Annotated in this window: 14 protein-coding genes and 1 pseudogene; 7 read left to right on the top strand and 8 right to left on the bottom strand. The window is 60.4% G+C overall.

The window, feature by feature from the left end:
* Positions 1-35: 35 nt before the first annotated feature.
* The 6 genes from U862_RS0114245 to U862_RS0114220 all read right to left on the bottom strand — a co-directional run bounded on the left by U862_RS0114245 (position 36) and on the right by U862_RS0114220 (position 6,211).
* Entirely contained in the window at positions 36-1,277 is a 1,242-nt protein-coding gene (locus U862_RS0114245; RefSeq protein ID WP_025111002.1) for an SfnB family sulfur acquisition oxidoreductase, read from the bottom strand.
* Positions 1,278-1,510: 233 nt separating this feature from the next.
* The gene (locus U862_RS0114240) at positions 1,511-2,275 is read right to left on the bottom strand and encodes a hypothetical protein (RefSeq protein WP_025111001.1); all 765 of its coding nucleotides are present in this window, start codon (positions 2,273-2,275) and stop codon (positions 1,511-1,513) included.
* Positions 2,276-2,738: 463 nt separating this feature from the next.
* Positions 2,739-3,488 carry an L-cystine ABC transporter ATP-binding protein TcyN gene (tcyN, locus tag U862_RS0114235; protein ID WP_025111000.1) on the bottom strand — a complete coding sequence of 250 codons (750 nt, stop codon included), beginning with the start codon at positions 3,486-3,488 and terminating at the stop codon, positions 2,739-2,741.
* 4 nt (positions 3,489-3,492) lie between these two features.
* Positions 3,493-4,158, bottom strand: coding sequence for a cystine ABC transporter permease (tcyL, locus tag U862_RS0114230; protein WP_025110999.1), 666 nt, complete (start codon positions 4,156-4,158; stop codon positions 3,493-3,495).
* A complete protein-coding gene (tcyJ, locus tag U862_RS0114225) occupies positions 4,158-4,958 on the bottom strand; it encodes a cystine ABC transporter substrate-binding protein (protein WP_025110998.1) in 801 nt (266 codons plus the stop codon). The genes tcyL and tcyJ overlap by 1 nt, the downstream gene beginning before the upstream one ends.
* A gap of 254 nt (positions 4,959-5,212) precedes the next feature.
* Positions 5,213-6,211, bottom strand: a complete 999-nt coding sequence (locus U862_RS0114220; protein WP_025110997.1) for a D-cysteine desulfhydrase — start codon at positions 6,209-6,211, stop codon at positions 5,213-5,215.
* 189 nt (positions 6,212-6,400) lie between these two features.
* Here U862_RS0114220 and epsC point away from each other — a divergent pair, with 189 nt between their 5' ends.
* Positions 6,401-7,327, top strand: coding sequence for a serine O-acetyltransferase EpsC (epsC, locus tag U862_RS0114215; RefSeq protein WP_025110996.1), 927 nt, complete (start codon positions 6,401-6,403; stop codon positions 7,325-7,327).
* 412 nt (positions 7,328-7,739) lie between these two features.
* The gene (gene betT, locus U862_RS0114210; protein WP_177327341.1) at positions 7,740-9,701 is read left to right on the top strand and encodes a choline transporter BetT; all 1,962 of its coding nucleotides are present in this window, start codon (positions 7,740-7,742) and stop codon (positions 9,699-9,701) included.
* Positions 9,702-9,725: 24 nt separating this feature from the next.
* Here the strand turns inward: betT and U862_RS0114205 are convergent, their stop codons facing one another.
* Positions 9,726-9,986, bottom strand: coding sequence for a hypothetical protein (locus tag U862_RS0114205; protein ID WP_025110994.1), 261 nt, complete (start codon positions 9,984-9,986; stop codon positions 9,726-9,728).
* Between the two features lie 397 nt (positions 9,987-10,383).
* On the opposite strand from U862_RS0114205, the pseudogene U862_RS31165 reads away from it, so the two are divergent.
* Together U862_RS31165 and U862_RS31160 are read left to right on the top strand one after the other, a co-directional pair.
* Positions 10,384-10,548: pseudogene (locus U862_RS31165) on the top strand (type II toxin-antitoxin system HicA family toxin); the annotation flags it as partial.
* Positions 10,549-10,563: 15 nt separating this feature from the next.
* On the top strand, positions 10,564-11,028 hold the full coding sequence (locus U862_RS31160; protein ID WP_025110993.1) for a type II toxin-antitoxin system HicB family antitoxin: 465 nt from the start codon (positions 10,564-10,566) through the stop codon (positions 11,026-11,028).
* Between the two features lie 93 nt (positions 11,029-11,121).
* Here U862_RS31160 and U862_RS0114195 read toward each other — a convergent pair whose 3' ends face one another.
* Positions 11,122-12,159 carry a LacI family DNA-binding transcriptional regulator gene (locus tag U862_RS0114195; RefSeq protein WP_025110992.1) on the bottom strand — a complete coding sequence of 346 codons (1,038 nt, stop codon included), beginning with the start codon at positions 12,157-12,159 and terminating at the stop codon, positions 11,122-11,124.
* Between the two features lie 205 nt (positions 12,160-12,364).
* Here U862_RS0114195 and U862_RS0114190 point away from each other — a divergent pair, with 205 nt between their 5' ends.
* From U862_RS0114190 to mgrA, 3 genes are all read left to right on the top strand, one after another.
* Positions 12,365-14,590 (top strand): TonB-dependent receptor, encoded by a 2,226-nt coding sequence (locus U862_RS0114190; RefSeq protein WP_025110991.1) that lies wholly within the window; start codon positions 12,365-12,367, stop codon positions 14,588-14,590.
* A 1-nt stretch (position 14,591) separates the two neighbouring features.
* Positions 14,592-15,911, top strand: a complete 1,320-nt coding sequence (locus U862_RS0114185; RefSeq protein ID WP_025110990.1) for an LLM class flavin-dependent oxidoreductase — start codon at positions 14,592-14,594, stop codon at positions 15,909-15,911.
* Between the two features lie 109 nt (positions 15,912-16,020).
* Complete coding sequence (gene mgrA / locus U862_RS0114180; protein WP_025110989.1) at positions 16,021-17,058, top strand: L-glyceraldehyde 3-phosphate reductase; 1,038 nt, start codon at positions 16,021-16,023, stop codon at positions 17,056-17,058.
* The last annotated feature ends 116 nt before the right edge of the window (positions 17,059-17,174 follow it).

Here is a 17,174-nt window from a genome sequence, read left to right as displayed (position 1 = left end):
GGTTTTCTCCAGGCTCTTGAGAAAGTGTGCGGTCGTCAGATCCAGGAGTGGCGGGCCGGCAACGTGCCGTTGAGGCGATAGGCGCCGACCGCGTGATATTTCCAGCGCACCGGGTCGTGCAAGGTGTGCACCCGGGCGTTGCGCCAGTGACGGTCGAGGTTGAATTCGGCGAGGGTCGCGCGGCTGCCGGCCAGTTCGAAAAGTTTTTCGCTGGCCTGCAGCGAAATCTCGGTGGTCAGCACTTTGGCTTCGGCTACGGCAATCGAGGCGCGGGCGGCGGAGTCGGCGGTCAGCGGCGCGGCGTGTACCTGATCGAGTACTTGCCCGGCCTTGCGCAGCAGTGCTTCGGCAGCGTGCAGCTCGATTTTCAGTTTGCCGATGTCGGCGATCACGTAGAGGTCATCGCTGGCGCGTTCGACCTTGGCGTCGACCCATGGCCGCGCGCGGGTTTTGACGAACTCGATGGCATCGTCGATAGCGCCACGGGCGATGCCGGCGTCGATGGCGGCCTGAATCAGTTGCGACACCGCACCTTGGGTATTCGGGGTTTCGTTGATCTTCCAGTTGTCGACCACCAGGCTCGACTCGACCCGCACGTTGTTCAGCAAAATCGTGCCGCTGGCGGTGGTGCGCTGGCCGAAGCCCGACCAGTCATCAACGATGCGCAATCCCGGCGTGCCACGGCGCACGAAGGCCAGCACTTGCTTGCCGTCGTCGTTGAGCGCCTTGACGGCGACCCAGTGCGCGAACAGCGCGCCGGTGGAGTAGAATTTCTGGCCGTTGATCACGTAATCATCACCATCCGCGGTGATGCGCGCTTTCAATTCCAGGGTGTTTTTGGTGCCGCGCTCAGGGCCCGCGTTGCCGATGCGCCAGCCTTGCAGAACGCTCTGGAACAGCTGCTGTTTCTGCGCTTGCGTGGCACTGCCAAGCACCAGGTTGATAATGCCGAACTGGTTCTGCGGGATCTGTCCCAGCGCTGGGTCAGCGGCGGAAATGATCGCAAACACCTCGGCCAGGGTGACGAACGAAACCTGTGGGCCACCGTACTCACGCGGGATGGCAATGCTGCCCAGGCCGCTACGAGTGAACTGTTCGATTTCCGACCATGGCAGCTTGCGCTGGCGGTCGCGCCTGGCGGCCTGCACGCGGGCGACTTGCGCCAGCTCATGGGCGGCCCTGATGGCTTGGGCGTCGTTGCGCAACACCTGCGCGGGCAACAACAGTGGGGCGATGTCCAGATCCGACTGGACGTTTGCGTCTGCCAGACTGGACATCAATGCCGCTCCTTGGCTGCACGCAATGCCCTGGCGATCTGCACTGGGGTGATTGTGTTCCGGACCATACTACCTACCTCACATCTCATGAAAAACGCCGCAAAAGTGCGGCGAACGAAAGAATGTCCGGTGGTCCGGTTCATATACCCTAAGCGCGTATAAATATTAAATAAACTAACTTTTAGGAATATGCATAGAAGGGTGTGTGGCCCGTTTGGTTAACAGTCCCATGGTCAGCTTCCGGTTGATTCGGCCACCTTCAACTCCGGCCGCAGCGGCACCTTCAGATACGGGTTCACACAGCCAATCTTCAGCGTCCGTGGCGGTGCCCAGCGGGAGTTGTTACCCACCCAGTCGATGACGCAATAGGTCACGTCCAGGCGCAGATCTTCTCCGCCCTCGACGATGATCGCCGGGGGTACCCAGACATTGATCGGCTGGCCGACATCTGCAGCGGTGATCCTCGGCAGGTCCATGCGCACATCACCCCAGCGCAAGGTGATTTCGTCGTCCTCGGCCATGTTCAGGTAGGGCTCGATGGTCAGCGGAACGCCGCGCTTGATCTGATTCGGGTTCACCCCCTGACGGCGGATGGTGTCGGGCAGCATGACCGGTGCCAGTTGCTGATTCTCGTCAGCGCATAATGTCGAGGGCTGGCCGCCCGGGCAGTCGAGCTTGACCTGAACCCGGGTTGCCGCGGACAGCGCTGGGCCCTGTCCGACCTGCATGACCCGGTAATGGAGGCGTGCGGTGCCACTGCTGATGAAGCTCTCCGGAATCCGCAGACTGACCGAGGCACCGAGGTCTGCGCTGGTCAAAACCCGGGAGGCGACGTAGCAGTTGTTCCAGAACAGTTCGATCAGATCGCCGGCGTCCATGCCGGGGTAGGGCAGGACGTCAATCAGCAAATGCGCGGCAGCGGCCAGGTTGATGGCGTTTTTTTGCGCGGATGCCAGGGTCGGCGCTGCCAGTTCGGGGGTAGGCGAAGTGCGGGTCATCGGGTTCTCTCCTTGAAGTCTTGCGGCGAATTCCGTTTCTTGAAAAAACAAAAGGTGTGATGAATCGGTAATACAACCGTGAACTTTTGTTCAGGCTGAGTATGGAATGATTCAACTAAGTGGTGCCGGGTGGCGACTAGATAAGAGTGTGCGGTAAAGCGTGTCAATGGCCGGGCTTAGTTAATCCGTGAATTACGAATTAATCAGACGCTTCCTACGCTTGAGAGGCAAGCTGCCTAACTGAATTGACGAATGGAACTACGGTTTTTCCGGATATTCAGTGTTTTTCGGCAAGCCCGTTTAAACCGTTGTGCAGGCGATCAGGTACGCCCTGGATGGCGCGCATCTGTTGCAGAACATATATAAGTGTGTTTGAACGACTTGTTGTGAGGGGGCGTGTCGCGGCAGGGGAGATACATGTAACTTCCATCCATGGAAGTTAAATGGTCGTGCGTAAAGTTTATCAGGCGTGATTCAGAAACTTGCTGAGAAACTGTCTGGTGCGTTCTTCTTTAGGGTTGGCAAACAGCGCCTTGGCTTCGCCTTGTTCAACGATCACGCCTTTGTCGAAAAACACCACACGGTTGGCCACGTCGCGGGCAAAACCCATCTCGTGGGTAACGATGACCATGGTGCGTTTTTCTTCGGCGAGGCCGCGAATGGTTGCCAGTACTTCGCCGACCAGCTCCGGGTCGAGGGCCGAAGTCGGCTCGTCGAACAGGATCACTTCCGGTTCCATCGCCAGCGCCCGGGCAATCGCCACGCGCTGTTGCTGACCACCGGACAGACGACGCGGATAAGCGTCCTCCTTGCCTGCCAGACCGACCTTTGCCATGAGCTTCTTGCCCAAGGCAATGGCTTGCTCGCGCGGCATCTTCTTGACCACGATCGGGCCTTCGATGACGTTTTCCAGCGCGGTGCGATGAGGGAACAGATTGAAGTTCTGGAACACGAAGCCGACGTGCTGGCGCAGATTGCGCACCAGCGCTTGCTGTTGGTTCAGCGGGCGACTGGTATCGATTTCGATATCGCCGACCTTGATCCGGCCACTGGTGGGTTGTTCAAGGAAGTTCAGGCAGCGCAGGAACGTGGTTTTACCCGAACCGCTGGGGCCGATGATGGCCACGACCTCGCCTTCTTTCACCTCAAGATCAATGCCCTTGAGCACCTCTTGACCCTTGAACTGCTTTGTCAGTTTTTCCACGACAATCATGGGGTCAGGACTCCTGGTCGTGCCGATTGACCCGCTCTTCCAACTTGTTCTGGAAGTGCGAAAGCACTGTGGCCAGAATCCAGTAGATCAGCGCGGCGGCAAGATACATGGTGAAGACTTCGAAAGTCCGGGCGGTAATCAGCTGCGCCTGACGGAACAGTTCCGGCACCTGAATGGTGGCGGCCAGTGCCGTGTCCTTGACCAGCGAAATGAAGCTGTTGCCCAGTGGCGGCAACGCCGTGCGCATCGCTTGCGGCAGGATCGCCCGGCGCAAGGTTTGCGCGCGGGTCATACCGATGCTCGCAGCCGCTTCCCACTGGCCACGCTCGATCGAACCGATCGCGGCGCGCAGGATTTCACAGGCATAAGCGGCCATGTTCAGCGAGAAGCCGATCAGGGCTGCCGGCAGCGGATCGAGTTCCAGCCCCATCTGCGGCAAGCCGTAATAGATCACGAACAGCTGGACCAATAACGGCGTGCCGCGAAAGAACGACACGTAGATGCGGGCCAGCCAGCTGACCGATTTGAACCGCGACAGGCGCATCAGCGCCAAGCCAAAGCCCAGCAGCAAGCCGAAGAACATGCCGCCGAGGCTGAGGATGACCGTGTAGTACGCGCCCTTGAGCAGAAAGGGCGCGGAGTCCAGTGCGAGTTGGAAAGCTTCTTCCATTATTTAGTGACGTCAGCGTTGAAGTATTTCTTGGACAGCTTCTCGAGGGTGCCATCGGCACGCAGCTCGTCGAGGGCCTTGTTCAAAGCTGCCAGCAATTCAGGCTCGCCTTTGCGCAGGGCAATACCGGATTCCTGACGGGAGAAGGCTTGACCGGCCGCCACGGTTTTCGGGGCTTTCTTGGCGTATTCAAGTGCGGCCAGACGGTCGATCAGGATGGCGTCGGTACGGCCATTGTTCAGGTCGGCGAACTTGGTCGGATCATCGTCGTAGGTGCGCACGTCAGCGCCGGGAACGTTGGCGCGGACCCATTGTTCGTAGTTGGTGCCCAGACCCACACCGACTTTCTTGCCGGACAGGTCGGCAGCGGTCTTGATGTTCAACGCGGCTTCTTTGCTCTTCAGCACCAGCGCCTGAATCCCGGAGATGGTGTACGGCTCGGAGAAGTCATACTTCTTCTTGCGCTCGTCGGAGATGGTCACCTGGTTGACTACAACGTCCAGACGCTTGGATTCCAGCGCGGCGAGAATACCGTCCCATTTGGTCGGTTGAATCTTGGCTTTGACGCCCAGCTTCTGCGCGAGTGCTTCGGAGAGTTCGACTTCGAAGCCGGAAAGTTTGCCGTTCTCGTCAACGAAGCTGAACGGTGGGTAAGTGCCTTCCAGGCCGACGTTGATAACGCCTTTGTCCTTGATCTGCTGCAACTGCTCACCGGCAGTCGCCTGGCTGATCAGGCCGGCGCTCAGTGCAAGGCCCAGCGAACCTACCAGCAGATTGCGACGTAGTGCGGAAAAATTCATGACAAGCCCCTGTGTTTTCTTATGGAAGACGCTTAAGGAAAGTTGGCGAATTCGGGATTTGAACGACTGCGTTATCGTGCCCTAAAGCAGCTTATGCGTCTTGCGCGAAATTCGCCTGCGGCGAGACTATAAGATGTCTGCTTTAGACTTGAAAATACTTAATATAAAATTTGATATTCGAAAATAGAATATCAGGGTAATCCTTTGTGGTGAGGGGATAAATCCCCTCACCACAAAGTTTCTTCGCCTCGAACTCAGCTCGACAGTGAGCCTTTATAGGCAAACAATGCGGGCGCCCCGCCGGTATGCAGGAAAATGATCGGCCCCTCATCAAAGCGCTGACGGCCGATCCCGTCGAGCAACCCTGCCATGGCCTTGCCGGTGTACACCGGATCAAGCAGCACCGCGTCCTGACTCGCCAGCAGTTTCACCGCTGCCAGTGTCCCGGCATTCGGTTCGCCATAGCGCGGGCCGAAGTATTCGTCCCACAACTCGACCTTGAAGTTCACGGGTAATTTCACGCCCAACAGGTCCGCCGTGCGTTCGGCCAGCCCTTGCACTTTCGGGCGCTGATCTTCTTCGCTGCGCGAGACGGTCACGCCGATCACCGGCAGTTGCGGCAGGGCTTCGCTCAGGGCAAGTGCCAGGCCGCTGTGGGTCCCGGCGCTGCCCGAGGCCAGCACCACGGCGGCGAAATCGAGGCCGGTGTCCTTGATTTGCTCGGCCAACTCCAGACCGGCACGCACGTAGCCCAACGCACCGAGGGCATTGGAGCCACCAATCGGCACCAGGTACGGCTTCTTGCCGTTGCTGCGCAGGCGCACGGCGAGGGCGGCAAGTTGTTCGTCGGCGTTATCGAGGTTGTCGACCAGTTCGACCTTGGTGTCGAACAGGTCCAGCAGCAGGCGATTGCCGTTGCCGGTGTAATTGCTGTCGTCGGTGCCCAGCGGATTTTCCAGCAGCGCCACGCAGCCGAGGCCGAGCTTGGCCGCCAGTGCGGCGGTCTGGCGGACGTGGTTCGATTGCAAGGCGCCGGCGGTGATCAGCGTGTCGGCGCCTTGAGCGAGGGCGTCGGCAGCGAGGTATTCGAGTTTGCGCAGCTTGTTGCCGCCCATCGCCAGCGGCGTCAGGTCGTCGCGCTTGATGTACACCTCGCGACCGAGCCAGGCGGACAGACGTTCGAGTTTTTCCAGCGGCGTGGGTTGTCCGAGCAGGTCGAGACGGTTAAAGCGTTCCAGCTGTTGTTTGATCATGAGCCCGTACTGGCGGAGAAAGATGAAAGGACTATAGGCACGCGGTTTTCTTGGGGCAACCGTCAATCGCTTATAGCCAAATGTGCTTAGGCCAGCACTATCGGTTCTTAATTCGCCCTCGCGGGCATGCCGTAAAGTAGTCGCCGTTAACGCGGCCAGACCGTCCGGCCGCCCTGAGGAGTCTTTACCGTGAGCGAGCGTTCCAGCCATTGGCAACTGCAGACCATCGTCAGCCAACTGCGCAGTGCGCGGGATCAGTGGCGTGCACAAAATGGCCGGGCCACCGGCGAGCAGGGCGGGCGCGAGTTGCCGTCCCGCGCGGCGATGGCGGAAATTCTCGAAGCCTTGTGTGGCGCCTTGTTCCCGATGCGTCTGGGGCCGGTGGATTTGCGTGAGGAAAGTGAAGACTTCTATGTCGGTCACACCCTCGACACGGCGCTGAATGCCTTGCTGGCGCAGGCCAGACTTGAGTTGCGCTACGTCGCCCGGCACAGCGCGCAGGACAACGGCGACGTCGAGAAGCAGGCGATCCGCATCATCCAGGACTTCGCCCTGGCGTTGCCGGGCCTGCGCAGCCTGCTCGACACCGACGTGCTGGCGGCCTATCACGGTGACCCGGCGGCGCGCAGCGTCGATGAAGTGCTGCTGTGCTATCCGGGGATTCTGGCGGTGATCCACCATCGTCTGGCGCACCATCTGTATCGCGCCGGACTGCCGTTGCTGGCGCGGATCAGCGCAGAAATCGCGCATTCGGCGACGGGCATCGATATTCACCCGGGCGCGCAGATCGGTCGCAGCTTCTTCATCGACCACGGTACCGGTGTGGTGATCGGCGAGACCACGATCATCGGTGAGCGCGTGCGCATCTATCAGACCGTGACCCTGGGCGCCAAGCGCTTCCCGGCAGACGAGGACGGGCAGTTGCAGAAGGGTCATCCACGCCATCCGATTGTCGAAGACGACGTGGTGATTTATGCCGGGGCGACGATTCTCGGGCGGATCACCATCGGCCAGGGGTCGACCATCGGCGGCAATGTCTGGCTGACGCGCAGCGTGCCGGCGGGGAGCAACCTGACTCAGGCCAATCTGCAGCATGATGACGGGACGCAGAAGTAAGGCGCTGAATCTGCGTTGCTGTAGCGGGCCGCTTCGCGAGCAGGCTCGCTCCCACAGGGGACGGGTGTCGATCACAGATCCAATGTGGGAGCGAGCCTGCTCGCGAATGGTTTTCAGGTCGAATCGAGATAATGGCATTCAGCCAATTGTGCAGTGAACGAATTGCCTCTGATCCGCGTCATACCCCCTCCTTGGGCTACTGTAGGAAAACTACCGCCTAGCCCTGCGATTAGTCCTTACCACCCTATCCATGTTTAACTTGAACGTTCATTCAAGTTAAACCGGTGGTTCGCTGCCCGCTCACAACAGGAGGCTTGCCTTTGCTGAGTCCGATCATTTCAGCCACGTTTCAACCCCACGAGGTGCACCGTCCATGAGTGCATCGTCCACCCCCGCCAGCGGTCTGGTACGCATGAATCCGCCGGTGTTCTACTTCGCCGCGACGGTCATTCTGCTGTTTGGTCTCGTTGTCATCGCCATGCCGGAGCAGGCTGGAGCCTGGTTGCTGGCTGCACAAAACTGGGCGGCCAATACGGTCGGCTGGTACTACATGCTCGCGATGACGCTGTATCTGGTCTTCGTGGTGGTCACCGCGTTATCGGGCTACGGCAAGATAAAACTCGGTGCCGACCACGACGAGCCCGAATTCAGTTACTTGTCCTGGGCCGGCATGCTGTTCGCTGCCGGGATCAGCATCACCCTGTTTTTCTTCTGCGTGTCCGAGCCACTGACGCATCTGGCCCAACCGCCACAAGGCGAAGCCGGCACCGCCGACGCGGCGCGCCAGGCGATGCAGATCCTGTTTCTGCACTGGGGCCTGCACGGCTGGGGCGTGTTCGCCTTCGTCGGCATGGCCCTGGCCTACTTCGCCTACCGGCATAACCTGCCGCTGGCCCTGCGTTCAGCGCTGTATCCGCTGATCGGCAAACGCATCAACGGCCCCATCGGTTACGCGGTGGATGGCTTCGGCATCATTGCCACGGTGTTCGGCCTCGGTGCGGACATGGGCTTCGGCGTGCTGCACCTCAACTCCGGCCTGGATTACCTGTTCGGTATCGCCCACACCCAGTGGATTCAGGTCGGCCTGATCACATTGATGATGGGCGCGGCGATCATCGTCGCCGTGTCGGGTGTGGATAAGGGCGTGCGAGTGATGTCCGACATCAACATGCTGCTGGCCTGTGCGCTGCTGCTCTTCGTGCTGTTCGCCGGCCCCACCCAGCACCTGCTCAACACCTTGATCCAGAACCTCGGCGACTACCTCGGCGCCTTGCCGATGAAGAGTTTCGACCTCTACGCCTACGACAAACCGAGCGACTGGCTCGGTGGCTGGACGGTGTTCTATTGGGCCTGGTGGATCGCGTGGTCGCCGTTCGTGGGCCTGTTCATTGCGCGGATTTCCCGTGGCCGGACCATCCGTGAATTTGTCTTCGGCGTGTTGCTGATCCCGCTCGGTTTCACCCTGGCGTGGATGTCGATCTTCGGCAACAGTGCCATCGATCAGGTGCTCAACCACGGCATGTCGGCGCTGGGCATGTCGGCCCTCGACAATCCGTCGATGAGCCTTTATCTGCTGCTGGAAACCTATCCATGGAGCAAGACCGTCATCGCCGTGACGGTGTTCATCAGCTTCGTGTTCTTCGTCACCTCGGCCGACTCCGGCACCGTGGTGCTCTCGACCCTCTCGGCCAAGGGTGGCAACCCGGACGAAGACGGGCCGAAATGGCTGCGGGTGTTCTGGGGCGCGATGACCGCGCTGGTGACCAGTGCGCTGCTGTTCTCCGGCAGTATCGATGCGCTGAAGTCGGCGGTGGTGCTGACCTCGTTGCCGTTCTCGCTGATTTTGTTGCTGATGATGTGGGGCCTGCACAAGGCGTTCTATCTGGAGTCGCAGAAACAGATCGCGCAACTGCATTCGCTGGCCCCGGTGTCCGGTTCACGTCGTGGCAAGGGTGGCTGGCGTCAGCGCCTGAGTCAGGCCGTGCATTTCCCGTCACGCGACGAGGTGTATCGCTTCATGGACACCACCGTGCGTCCGGCGATCGAAGAGGTGACGGCGGTATTCGTCGAAAAAGGCCTGAACGTGGTCACCCAGCCGGACCCGGCGCATGACAGCGTCAGCCTGGAAATCGGCCATGGCGAGTTGCATCCGTTTATCTACCAGGTGCAGATGCGCGGCTATTTCACGCCGTCGTTTGCGCGCGGTGGCATGGGTTCCAAGCAACTCAACAACCGCCGCTATTACCGCGCTGAAGTGCATTTGAGCGAGGGCAGTCAGGACTACGATCTGGTGGGCTACACCAAGGAACAGATCATCAACGACATCCTCGACCAGTACGAACGCCACATGCAGTTCCTGCATCTGGTGCGTTGATCGGCCGCTGGGCGTCGGGACGTTTTACGACTCGGCGCTCAGCACCATGAACAACACCATCGCCGCCATCGGCACCCCGAACACCGCACTGCCCACCGCAATTTCCGACCCCAGCGGCTGCCCGGCATGCACCACTCCCACCGCGCCATTGATCACCGTCAACGCCAGCCACAGCGCGGCGAAGCTGTAGGCCAAAGTCTGCCGGCTGAAGCCGATTCGCTCGCCGATGTAGAGCATCAGGGCGAGCAGAACCAGGCCGAAGAAGATGATGATGGCGGTATGCATGGGTGTGCCTGCTGGATATGCGGTGCTTGATCGGCCGTCTTCGCGGGCAAGCCCGCTCCCACAGTTTTTTGTGTTGGATACAGAGTCTGTAAACGACGCGAAACACTGTGGGAGCGGGCTTGCCCGCGAAGGGGCCATCTCGGTGTCAACTAGAGCATAGCTAAGTCAGCCCGCCTCAATACACGCAGGACTTTCGTCATCGGACATATTTCGCGACTCGTTCAAATGTATCTGGTCGGCGAGGCACTTTCTCGCTGGCCCGCACCTGCCATCGGTCTGACCAAAAACGGCGGACATGTTCCGTCAGCTAATATTTGTCTGAGTGTGTATCGTGTGTATAAATCAAGTGTCCACGCCCTAAAGTGACCAGCTCTTGCTGTCGAACAGGGCGAAGGCAATGCGTAGTCGGGAAATGATCAGGATGATCGAGGACGACGGTTGGTATCTGGTTGCAGTGAAGGGCAGTCACCATCAATACAGGCATCCGCACAAGTCGGGACGGGTGACGGTCAAGCATCCGGATTCGGACCTTCCCAAAGGGACGATCAACAGCATTTTTGAAACAAGCGGGATTGAAATGAAGCCCGTCACTGGAAATGAAAGTCCTTTTATGGACACGTCAGAGGAAGGATTCACGTCTATGAAATTCCCGGTCGTTCTGCACAAGGATGCCGACTCAGACTACGGAGTGATTGTCCCGGATGTACCAGGGTGCTTCTCCGCAGGTACTACGGTAGCCGAAGCTTTTGAAAACACTCAGGAGGCTCTGGCCCTGCACTATGAGGGACTCGTCGCTGATGGTGCACCGTTGCCCCGAGTTCAGGACATTGATGCTCATCTTGATAATCCGGATTACGCGGGTGGGATCTGGGGTGTTGTCGACTTTGATATCACGCCCTATTTCGGCAAATCGGTACGCTTCAACGCCACGCTGCCCGAACAACTGCTCGAGCGTATCGATCAGACAGTCCGGCGTGATCAGCGCTACAGCTCCCGTTCCGGGTTTCTGGCGGCTGCTGCTTTGCGCGAATTGTCGGCATAACGAAGAACCTGCGCTGGAGCAGACTGCGATCTTTTGATTCTGGCTTTGAGCGAAAGATCGCAGCGCTCGATAGCTCCTACAGTGGTTTTAGAATCAGGTGCTCTCGCGCTCGATCACTTCGCATTGCAGTAAATTCAGGCGCTGCACCTCATTGCTCGGCAATACGCCAAGGCTTTCCAGCACTCGTGTCGCCGCCAGTACGCCGATCTCCAGCGCGGGCGGTTTGATCGTGCTCAGGCTGGGCAGCAGCATCTCGGCGAACGGGTAATCGCCGAAGCCGAGCACGGCGCAGTCTTCGGGGATGTTGAGGCCGGCGCGTTGCCCGGCGAGCAGGGCGCCGGCGGCGAGGTTGTCGTTGGCGAAGAAGATCGCGTCGGGGCGCGGCGAGGCGTTCATCAGCGCTCCCATCGCTTGCTTGCCCGCCTCGAACGGGGCGCGATCGGCGTCCGGTGCGAACACCCAGGGCTCCAGACCGAGTTCACGCACGGTCGCGGCGTAACCGTCACGGCGCTCCAGTGCGCTGAAGTCGCCGGGTGCGCTGTTCTGCACAAATGCGATTCGCCGATAGCCCTTGTCGTGTAGAAAACGGGCGGCGCTGACACCTACCTCGAAGTGCGAAAAACCGATCTGCATCGGCTCGCGCTCCGGCTGGTAATCCCAGGTTTCGATCACCGGGATATCTGCTTCGGCCAGCATTTTTTCCGTGCCCGCGCTGTGAAAGTGACTGGTGACCACCAGCGCCGCCGGCGACCAGCCGAGGAAGGCCCGCACCGCGTTTTCTTCCTGTTCGGCGCTGAAGTAACTCGACGCCAGCAGCAACTGATAACCGTGGCGGCTGAGGGTGTCGCTGAAGCCTTGAATGGTGTTGGCAAAGATCGGCCCGGAGATGTTCGGGATCACCATTCCGACGATTTTTCCCCGTGCTGAAGCCAGCCCGCCGGCCACCAGGTTCGGCACGTAGCCCAACTCGGCCACCACCGCCGCAATTCGCTCACGGCGCTCGGGCGAGACCGATTCCGGTTGATTGAAATAACGCGATACGGTGATCGCCGATACGCCAGCCTGGCGTGCTACCGCATTGAGGGTCACACGTCCGGCGCCACGGCGTTTGCGGGGCTTTTCCTGGCTCAAGTCTCGATCCTTGTTAAAAACAAAAACGCATATAAAAGTAATTTTTCAGTATTGGACGCTCTATGTGCAGCTTGCCAATACTGGCGATGTTAGCGCTAACAATGCGCGTTGTCTGCTACTCGCTCGAGCGAATGCCCAAGACACCGATTCAGGCGCTGTCGTCGCAGAACGGCAGCGGTTCAGGGCCAATTTCGAGCGGGCAAACATGCACAACATTCCTGGGGCGACACCTAAACTGGCGCAATCGATTTGCGCTGCCGGCTGGATTTTTACCGGGCTGGCGGCGTTGCCGCTGGCCGACGCTTTTGCAGCTGACGGCAGCGATCAGGAGCCGACCCTCAAGTCGGTGACGGTCACCGCCACCCGCCGCGAAGAGTCGCTGCAAAAGGTCCCGGTGGCGGTCTCGGTGATCGACGGTGAACAGCTGGAGCGCGACAACCGCAATGGTGTGGCAGGCATCGTCCAGCAAGTGCCGTCGCTGAATTTCCGCACCGGCGCGTCGAACAAGGACACCTCGTTGTTCGTGCGTGGCGTCGGTACGATTTCTACCTCACCCGGTGTCGAACCCACAGTGGCCACGGTGATTGACGGCGTGGTCTATGCGCGTCCCGGCCAGTCGACCCTCGATCTGTTGGATCTGGAGCGTGTCGAAGTACTGCGCGGCCCGCAGGGCACCCTGTTCGGCAAGAACGCCTCGGCCGGTGTGCTCAACATCACCAGCAAGGCGCCGACCAACGAGACCCACGGTTACATCGATCAGTCGTACTACAGCGGCAACGAAAGCCGCACCCGCTTCGGCATCGGCGGCAGCCTGATTCCGGACACGCTCAAGGGTTCGATCAGCACCTTGTTCGGTACTTACGACGGCAATGTCGACAACAAACACAACGGCCAGGAGGTCAACGGTTACAACCACCGCGGCGTGCGCGGCAAACTCGAATTCACCCCGAACGATGACGTCACCTTCACCCTGATCGCCGACTACATGCAGTCCCACGACGACGGCCCCAACGGCGTGGTCAGCAAGTCGTTGACGCCGGCCTTCGCCAACGCGCTGAGCCCGGTTTACGCCAGCAGCCATAACCGCGACATCAACACCGACACCCGCACTCACGTCGAGGACACCAACAAAGGTCTGTCCGGCCAGCTCGACTGGCAATTGGGCGATTACACCCTGACGTCGATCACGGCGTGGCGCGGCTGGGACAACACGCAGTATCAGGACGGCGATCGGCTGAGCACGATCACTGCTGCGTTCCCCGGCACCGCCGACAAGGGCGATCTGGCCTTCGACCAGTATTCGCAGGAGCTGCGTCTGGCCTCGCCGAAAGGCGAATTCCTCGAGTACGTCGGCGGCCTGTTCTACATGCACGGCAAGGACGACGAGACCTATCAGCGCACCTTGACCACCACCACGCGCACCGACCGTGGCGTCGCCGATTACAGCACCACCAGCGACAGCTACGCCGCGTTCGGCGAAGCCACGCTGAACTTCACCTCGGACTTTCGTGGTATCGCCGGCCTGCGCTATACCCACGATGATCTGGAATACGATCACCGCCGCGTCTCGACGTCGGCGACCACGGTCAGCGGCATTCAACCGGCGACCAGCAGCTCCGGCTCGGTGGACGAGGACGGCTGGTCCGGCCGCCTCGGTGTGCAGTACGACCTCAGCGATGCAGTCACCACCTATCTGACCTACTCGCGCGGCTACAAAGGCCCGGCCTACAACGTGTTCTTCAACATGCAGCCGCGTGACACCGAGGCGCTCAAACCGGAAACCTCCAACACCTGGGAAGCGGGGATCAAGGCCACGAGCTGGAACAACCGGCTGACCACCAACCTCGCGGTGTTCCACAGCGACTACGACAACTATCAGGCGAACTTTTTCGACACCGTCGCCGGGCAAGTGGTGACGCGCCTGATCAACGCCGGCAGCGTCAGCACCGAAGGCGTCGAACTCGATTACGCCTTGCAGGCGACCCGGCAACTGAAGTTCTCCGGGGCGCTGGCCTACACCCGCGCACGCATCGATCAATTCAGTTGCCCGGCGGGCGCTGCGGCGTCGTGCAACGTCAATGGCAAGCCGCTGCCGTTCAGCCCGGACTGGAAAAGCTACGTGCGCGCCGACTACAGCATTCCGTTGGACAACGGTCTGGATATCGAACTCGGCACCGACTACAGCTGGCAAAGCGAAGTGCAGTACGACATCAGCCAGAACGCCGACACCAAGCAAGGCGCCTACGGCATCTGGAACGCCAGCGTCGCTCTCGCCGATTACACCAACGGCTGGCGCGTGGCACTGCTGGGCAAGAACCTCGCGGACAAGTCCTATTCGCCATTGCTGGCCAGTGGCGGCAACTACATCTACCGCGCCGTGCCACGGGATGACGAGCGCTACTTTGGCGTGCAACTGCGCAAGGATTTCTGAGATGAGCAGACAATTGAAACTGGGCGCGTTTCTCATGGCCACCGGGCACCACGTCGCCGCGTGGCGTCACCCGCAGGTGCCAGCCAATGCCGGTCTGGATTTCGCCCACTACAAGCGTCTGGCGCAGATTGTCGAGGCAGCAAAATTCGACACGCTGTTCATCGCCGATAGTGTGGCCGCGCCGACCCAGGACATCGCCAGCCGCATGGCGCGCTCCGATCACTTCGAACCACTGACCTTGCTCTCGGCGTTGAGCGCGGTCACCGAACACATCGGCCTGATCGCCACGGCGACCACCAGCTACAACGAGCCTTACCACGTAGCGCGCAAATTCGCCTCGCTCGATCACCTGTCCGGTGGGCGCGCCGGGTGGAATCTGGTGACCTCGGACAACGCCGCCGAAGCGCTGAATTTTGGTCGCGAGGAGCACATCGGCCACGCCGACCGCTACCGCCGCGCCCGTGAGTTTCATCAGGTGGTTACCGGGCTTTGGGACAGTTGGGAGGACGATGCCTTCGTGCGTGACAAGGCCAGCGGCGCGTATTACGACCCGTCGAAGCTGCATGTGCTGGATCACGTCGGTGAGCACTTTCGGGTGAAAGGCCCGCTGAACGTGGCGCGCTCACCGCAGGGGCAACCGGTGGTCGTGCAGGCGGGTTCTTCCGAAACCGGGCGGGAATTGGCAGCGCAGACCGCTGAAGTGGTGTTCACCGCGCAAACCTCGCTGGCCAGTGCTCAGGCGTTTTACGCCGACCTCAAGGGCCGCCTGCCGAAATACGGGCGCAGTGCCGATTCGCTGAAAATCATGCCAGGGGTGTTTGTCGTCGTCGGGCAGACGGAGGCCGCAGCGCAGGAAAAATGTGAAACGTTTCAGCAATTGGTCGAACCGGAGGTTGGCGTCGCCTTGCTTGGGCGTATGCTGGGCAACTTCGATTTGTCGAAGTACCCGCTGGACGGACCGTTGCCCGAGTTGCCGCTGACCGACAGCGGCCAGCAGAGCCGGCAGAAATTGCTGACTGAACTGGCGGGACGGGAGAGTCTTTCGCTCGCCGAGTTGGGGCGCAAGATTGCCGGCGGGCGTGGGCATTACAGCCTGATCGGGACCCCGGTGCAGATCGCTGACCGCTTGCAGGAATGGTTCGAACAGGGTGCGGCGGATGGCTTCAACGTGCTGGTGCCGCACCTGCCCGGTGGGCTCGAAGACTTCGCCCATGGCGTGGTCCCGGAACTGCAGCGGCGTGGGCTGTTCAGAACCGAGTATGAGGGTCGGACATTGCGCGAGAACCTGGGTCTCGCCCGGCCTGGCAACAGATTTGTGTAACACCCTTCGCGAGCAGGCTCGCTCCCACATGGGCGTGCATTCCAAATGTGGGAGCGAGCCTGCTCGCGAAGAAGTCGACACCCATTGAAGACAGACAAGAGAGGATTCGATGACTTACACCGCTGCCGAAAACCGCTACGACTCCATCCCTTACCGCCGCGTCGGCCGCAGTGGTCTGGTGTTACCCGCGCTGTCGCTGGGCCTGTGGCACAACTTTGGCGACAGCACGCCGATCGACACCCAGCGCGCCTTGCTGCGTACCGCGTTCGACCTGGGCATCAACCACTTCGACCTCGCCAACAACTACGGCCCGCCGTACGGCAGCGCCGAGATCAATTTCGGTCGCCTGCTGCGTGAAGACTTCAAGCAGTACCGCGATGAGCTGATCATCTCCAGCAAGGCCGGCTGGGACATGTGGCCCGGCCCTTATGGCCAGGGCGGCGGCTCGCGCAAATACGTGTTGGCCAGCCTCGATCAGAGCCTGCAGCGCCTGGGCCTGGACTATGTGGATATCTTTTATTCGCACCGCTTCGACCCGGACACCCCGCTGGAAGAAACCGCCAGCGCCCTCGCCACTGCGGTGCAGCAGGGCAAGGCGTTGTACATCGGTATCTCGTCGTATTCCGGGGTGAAAACCCGCGAGATCGCTGCGCTGCTCAAAGAGTGGAAAGTGCCGCTGCTGATTCATCAGCCGGCGTACAACCTGCTCAACCGCTGGGTGGAAAAGGACCTGCTCGACACCACCGATGAGCTCGGCACTGGCGTGATTGCGTTCACCCCGTTGGCGCAAGGTCTGCTGACCGACAAGTACCTCAACGGCGTACCGGCGGATGCGCGGGTCAATCGTCCGGGTGGCGGTTCGCTGCAGGCTTCGCACTTGTCCGAAGCGAACATTGCGCACGTTCGCGCGTTGAACGAGATTGCCAAGCGTCGCGGCCAGAGCCTGGCGCAACTGGCATTGGCCTGGACCCTGCGTGATCCACGGGTGACCTCGGCGCTGATCGGCGCGAGCCGGCCGGAGCAGATTGTCGAGAACGTCGGGGCGTTGAAGAACCTGAACTTCAGTGCTGAAGAGTTGGCGGAGATTGACCGGTTTGCCCAAGAGGGCGGGATCAATCTGTGGGAGAAGCCTTCGACGGCGGAGTAACGTTCAAGCTGCAAAAAGCTTTCGCGAGCAGGCTCGCTTCCACAGGGAAACGCGTTTCAATGTGGGAGCGAGCCTGCTCGCGAAGGGGCCGCTTCAGTTACTGAAGATCTCGATAC

This window comes from Pseudomonas sp. H1h (genome assembly GCF_000633255.1).
Classification (GTDB): Bacteria; Pseudomonadota; Gammaproteobacteria; order Pseudomonadales; family Pseudomonadaceae; genus Aquipseudomonas.
Note: the sequence above shows the minus strand (reverse complement) of the source record. Positions and strands in the feature narration are given on the sequence as shown.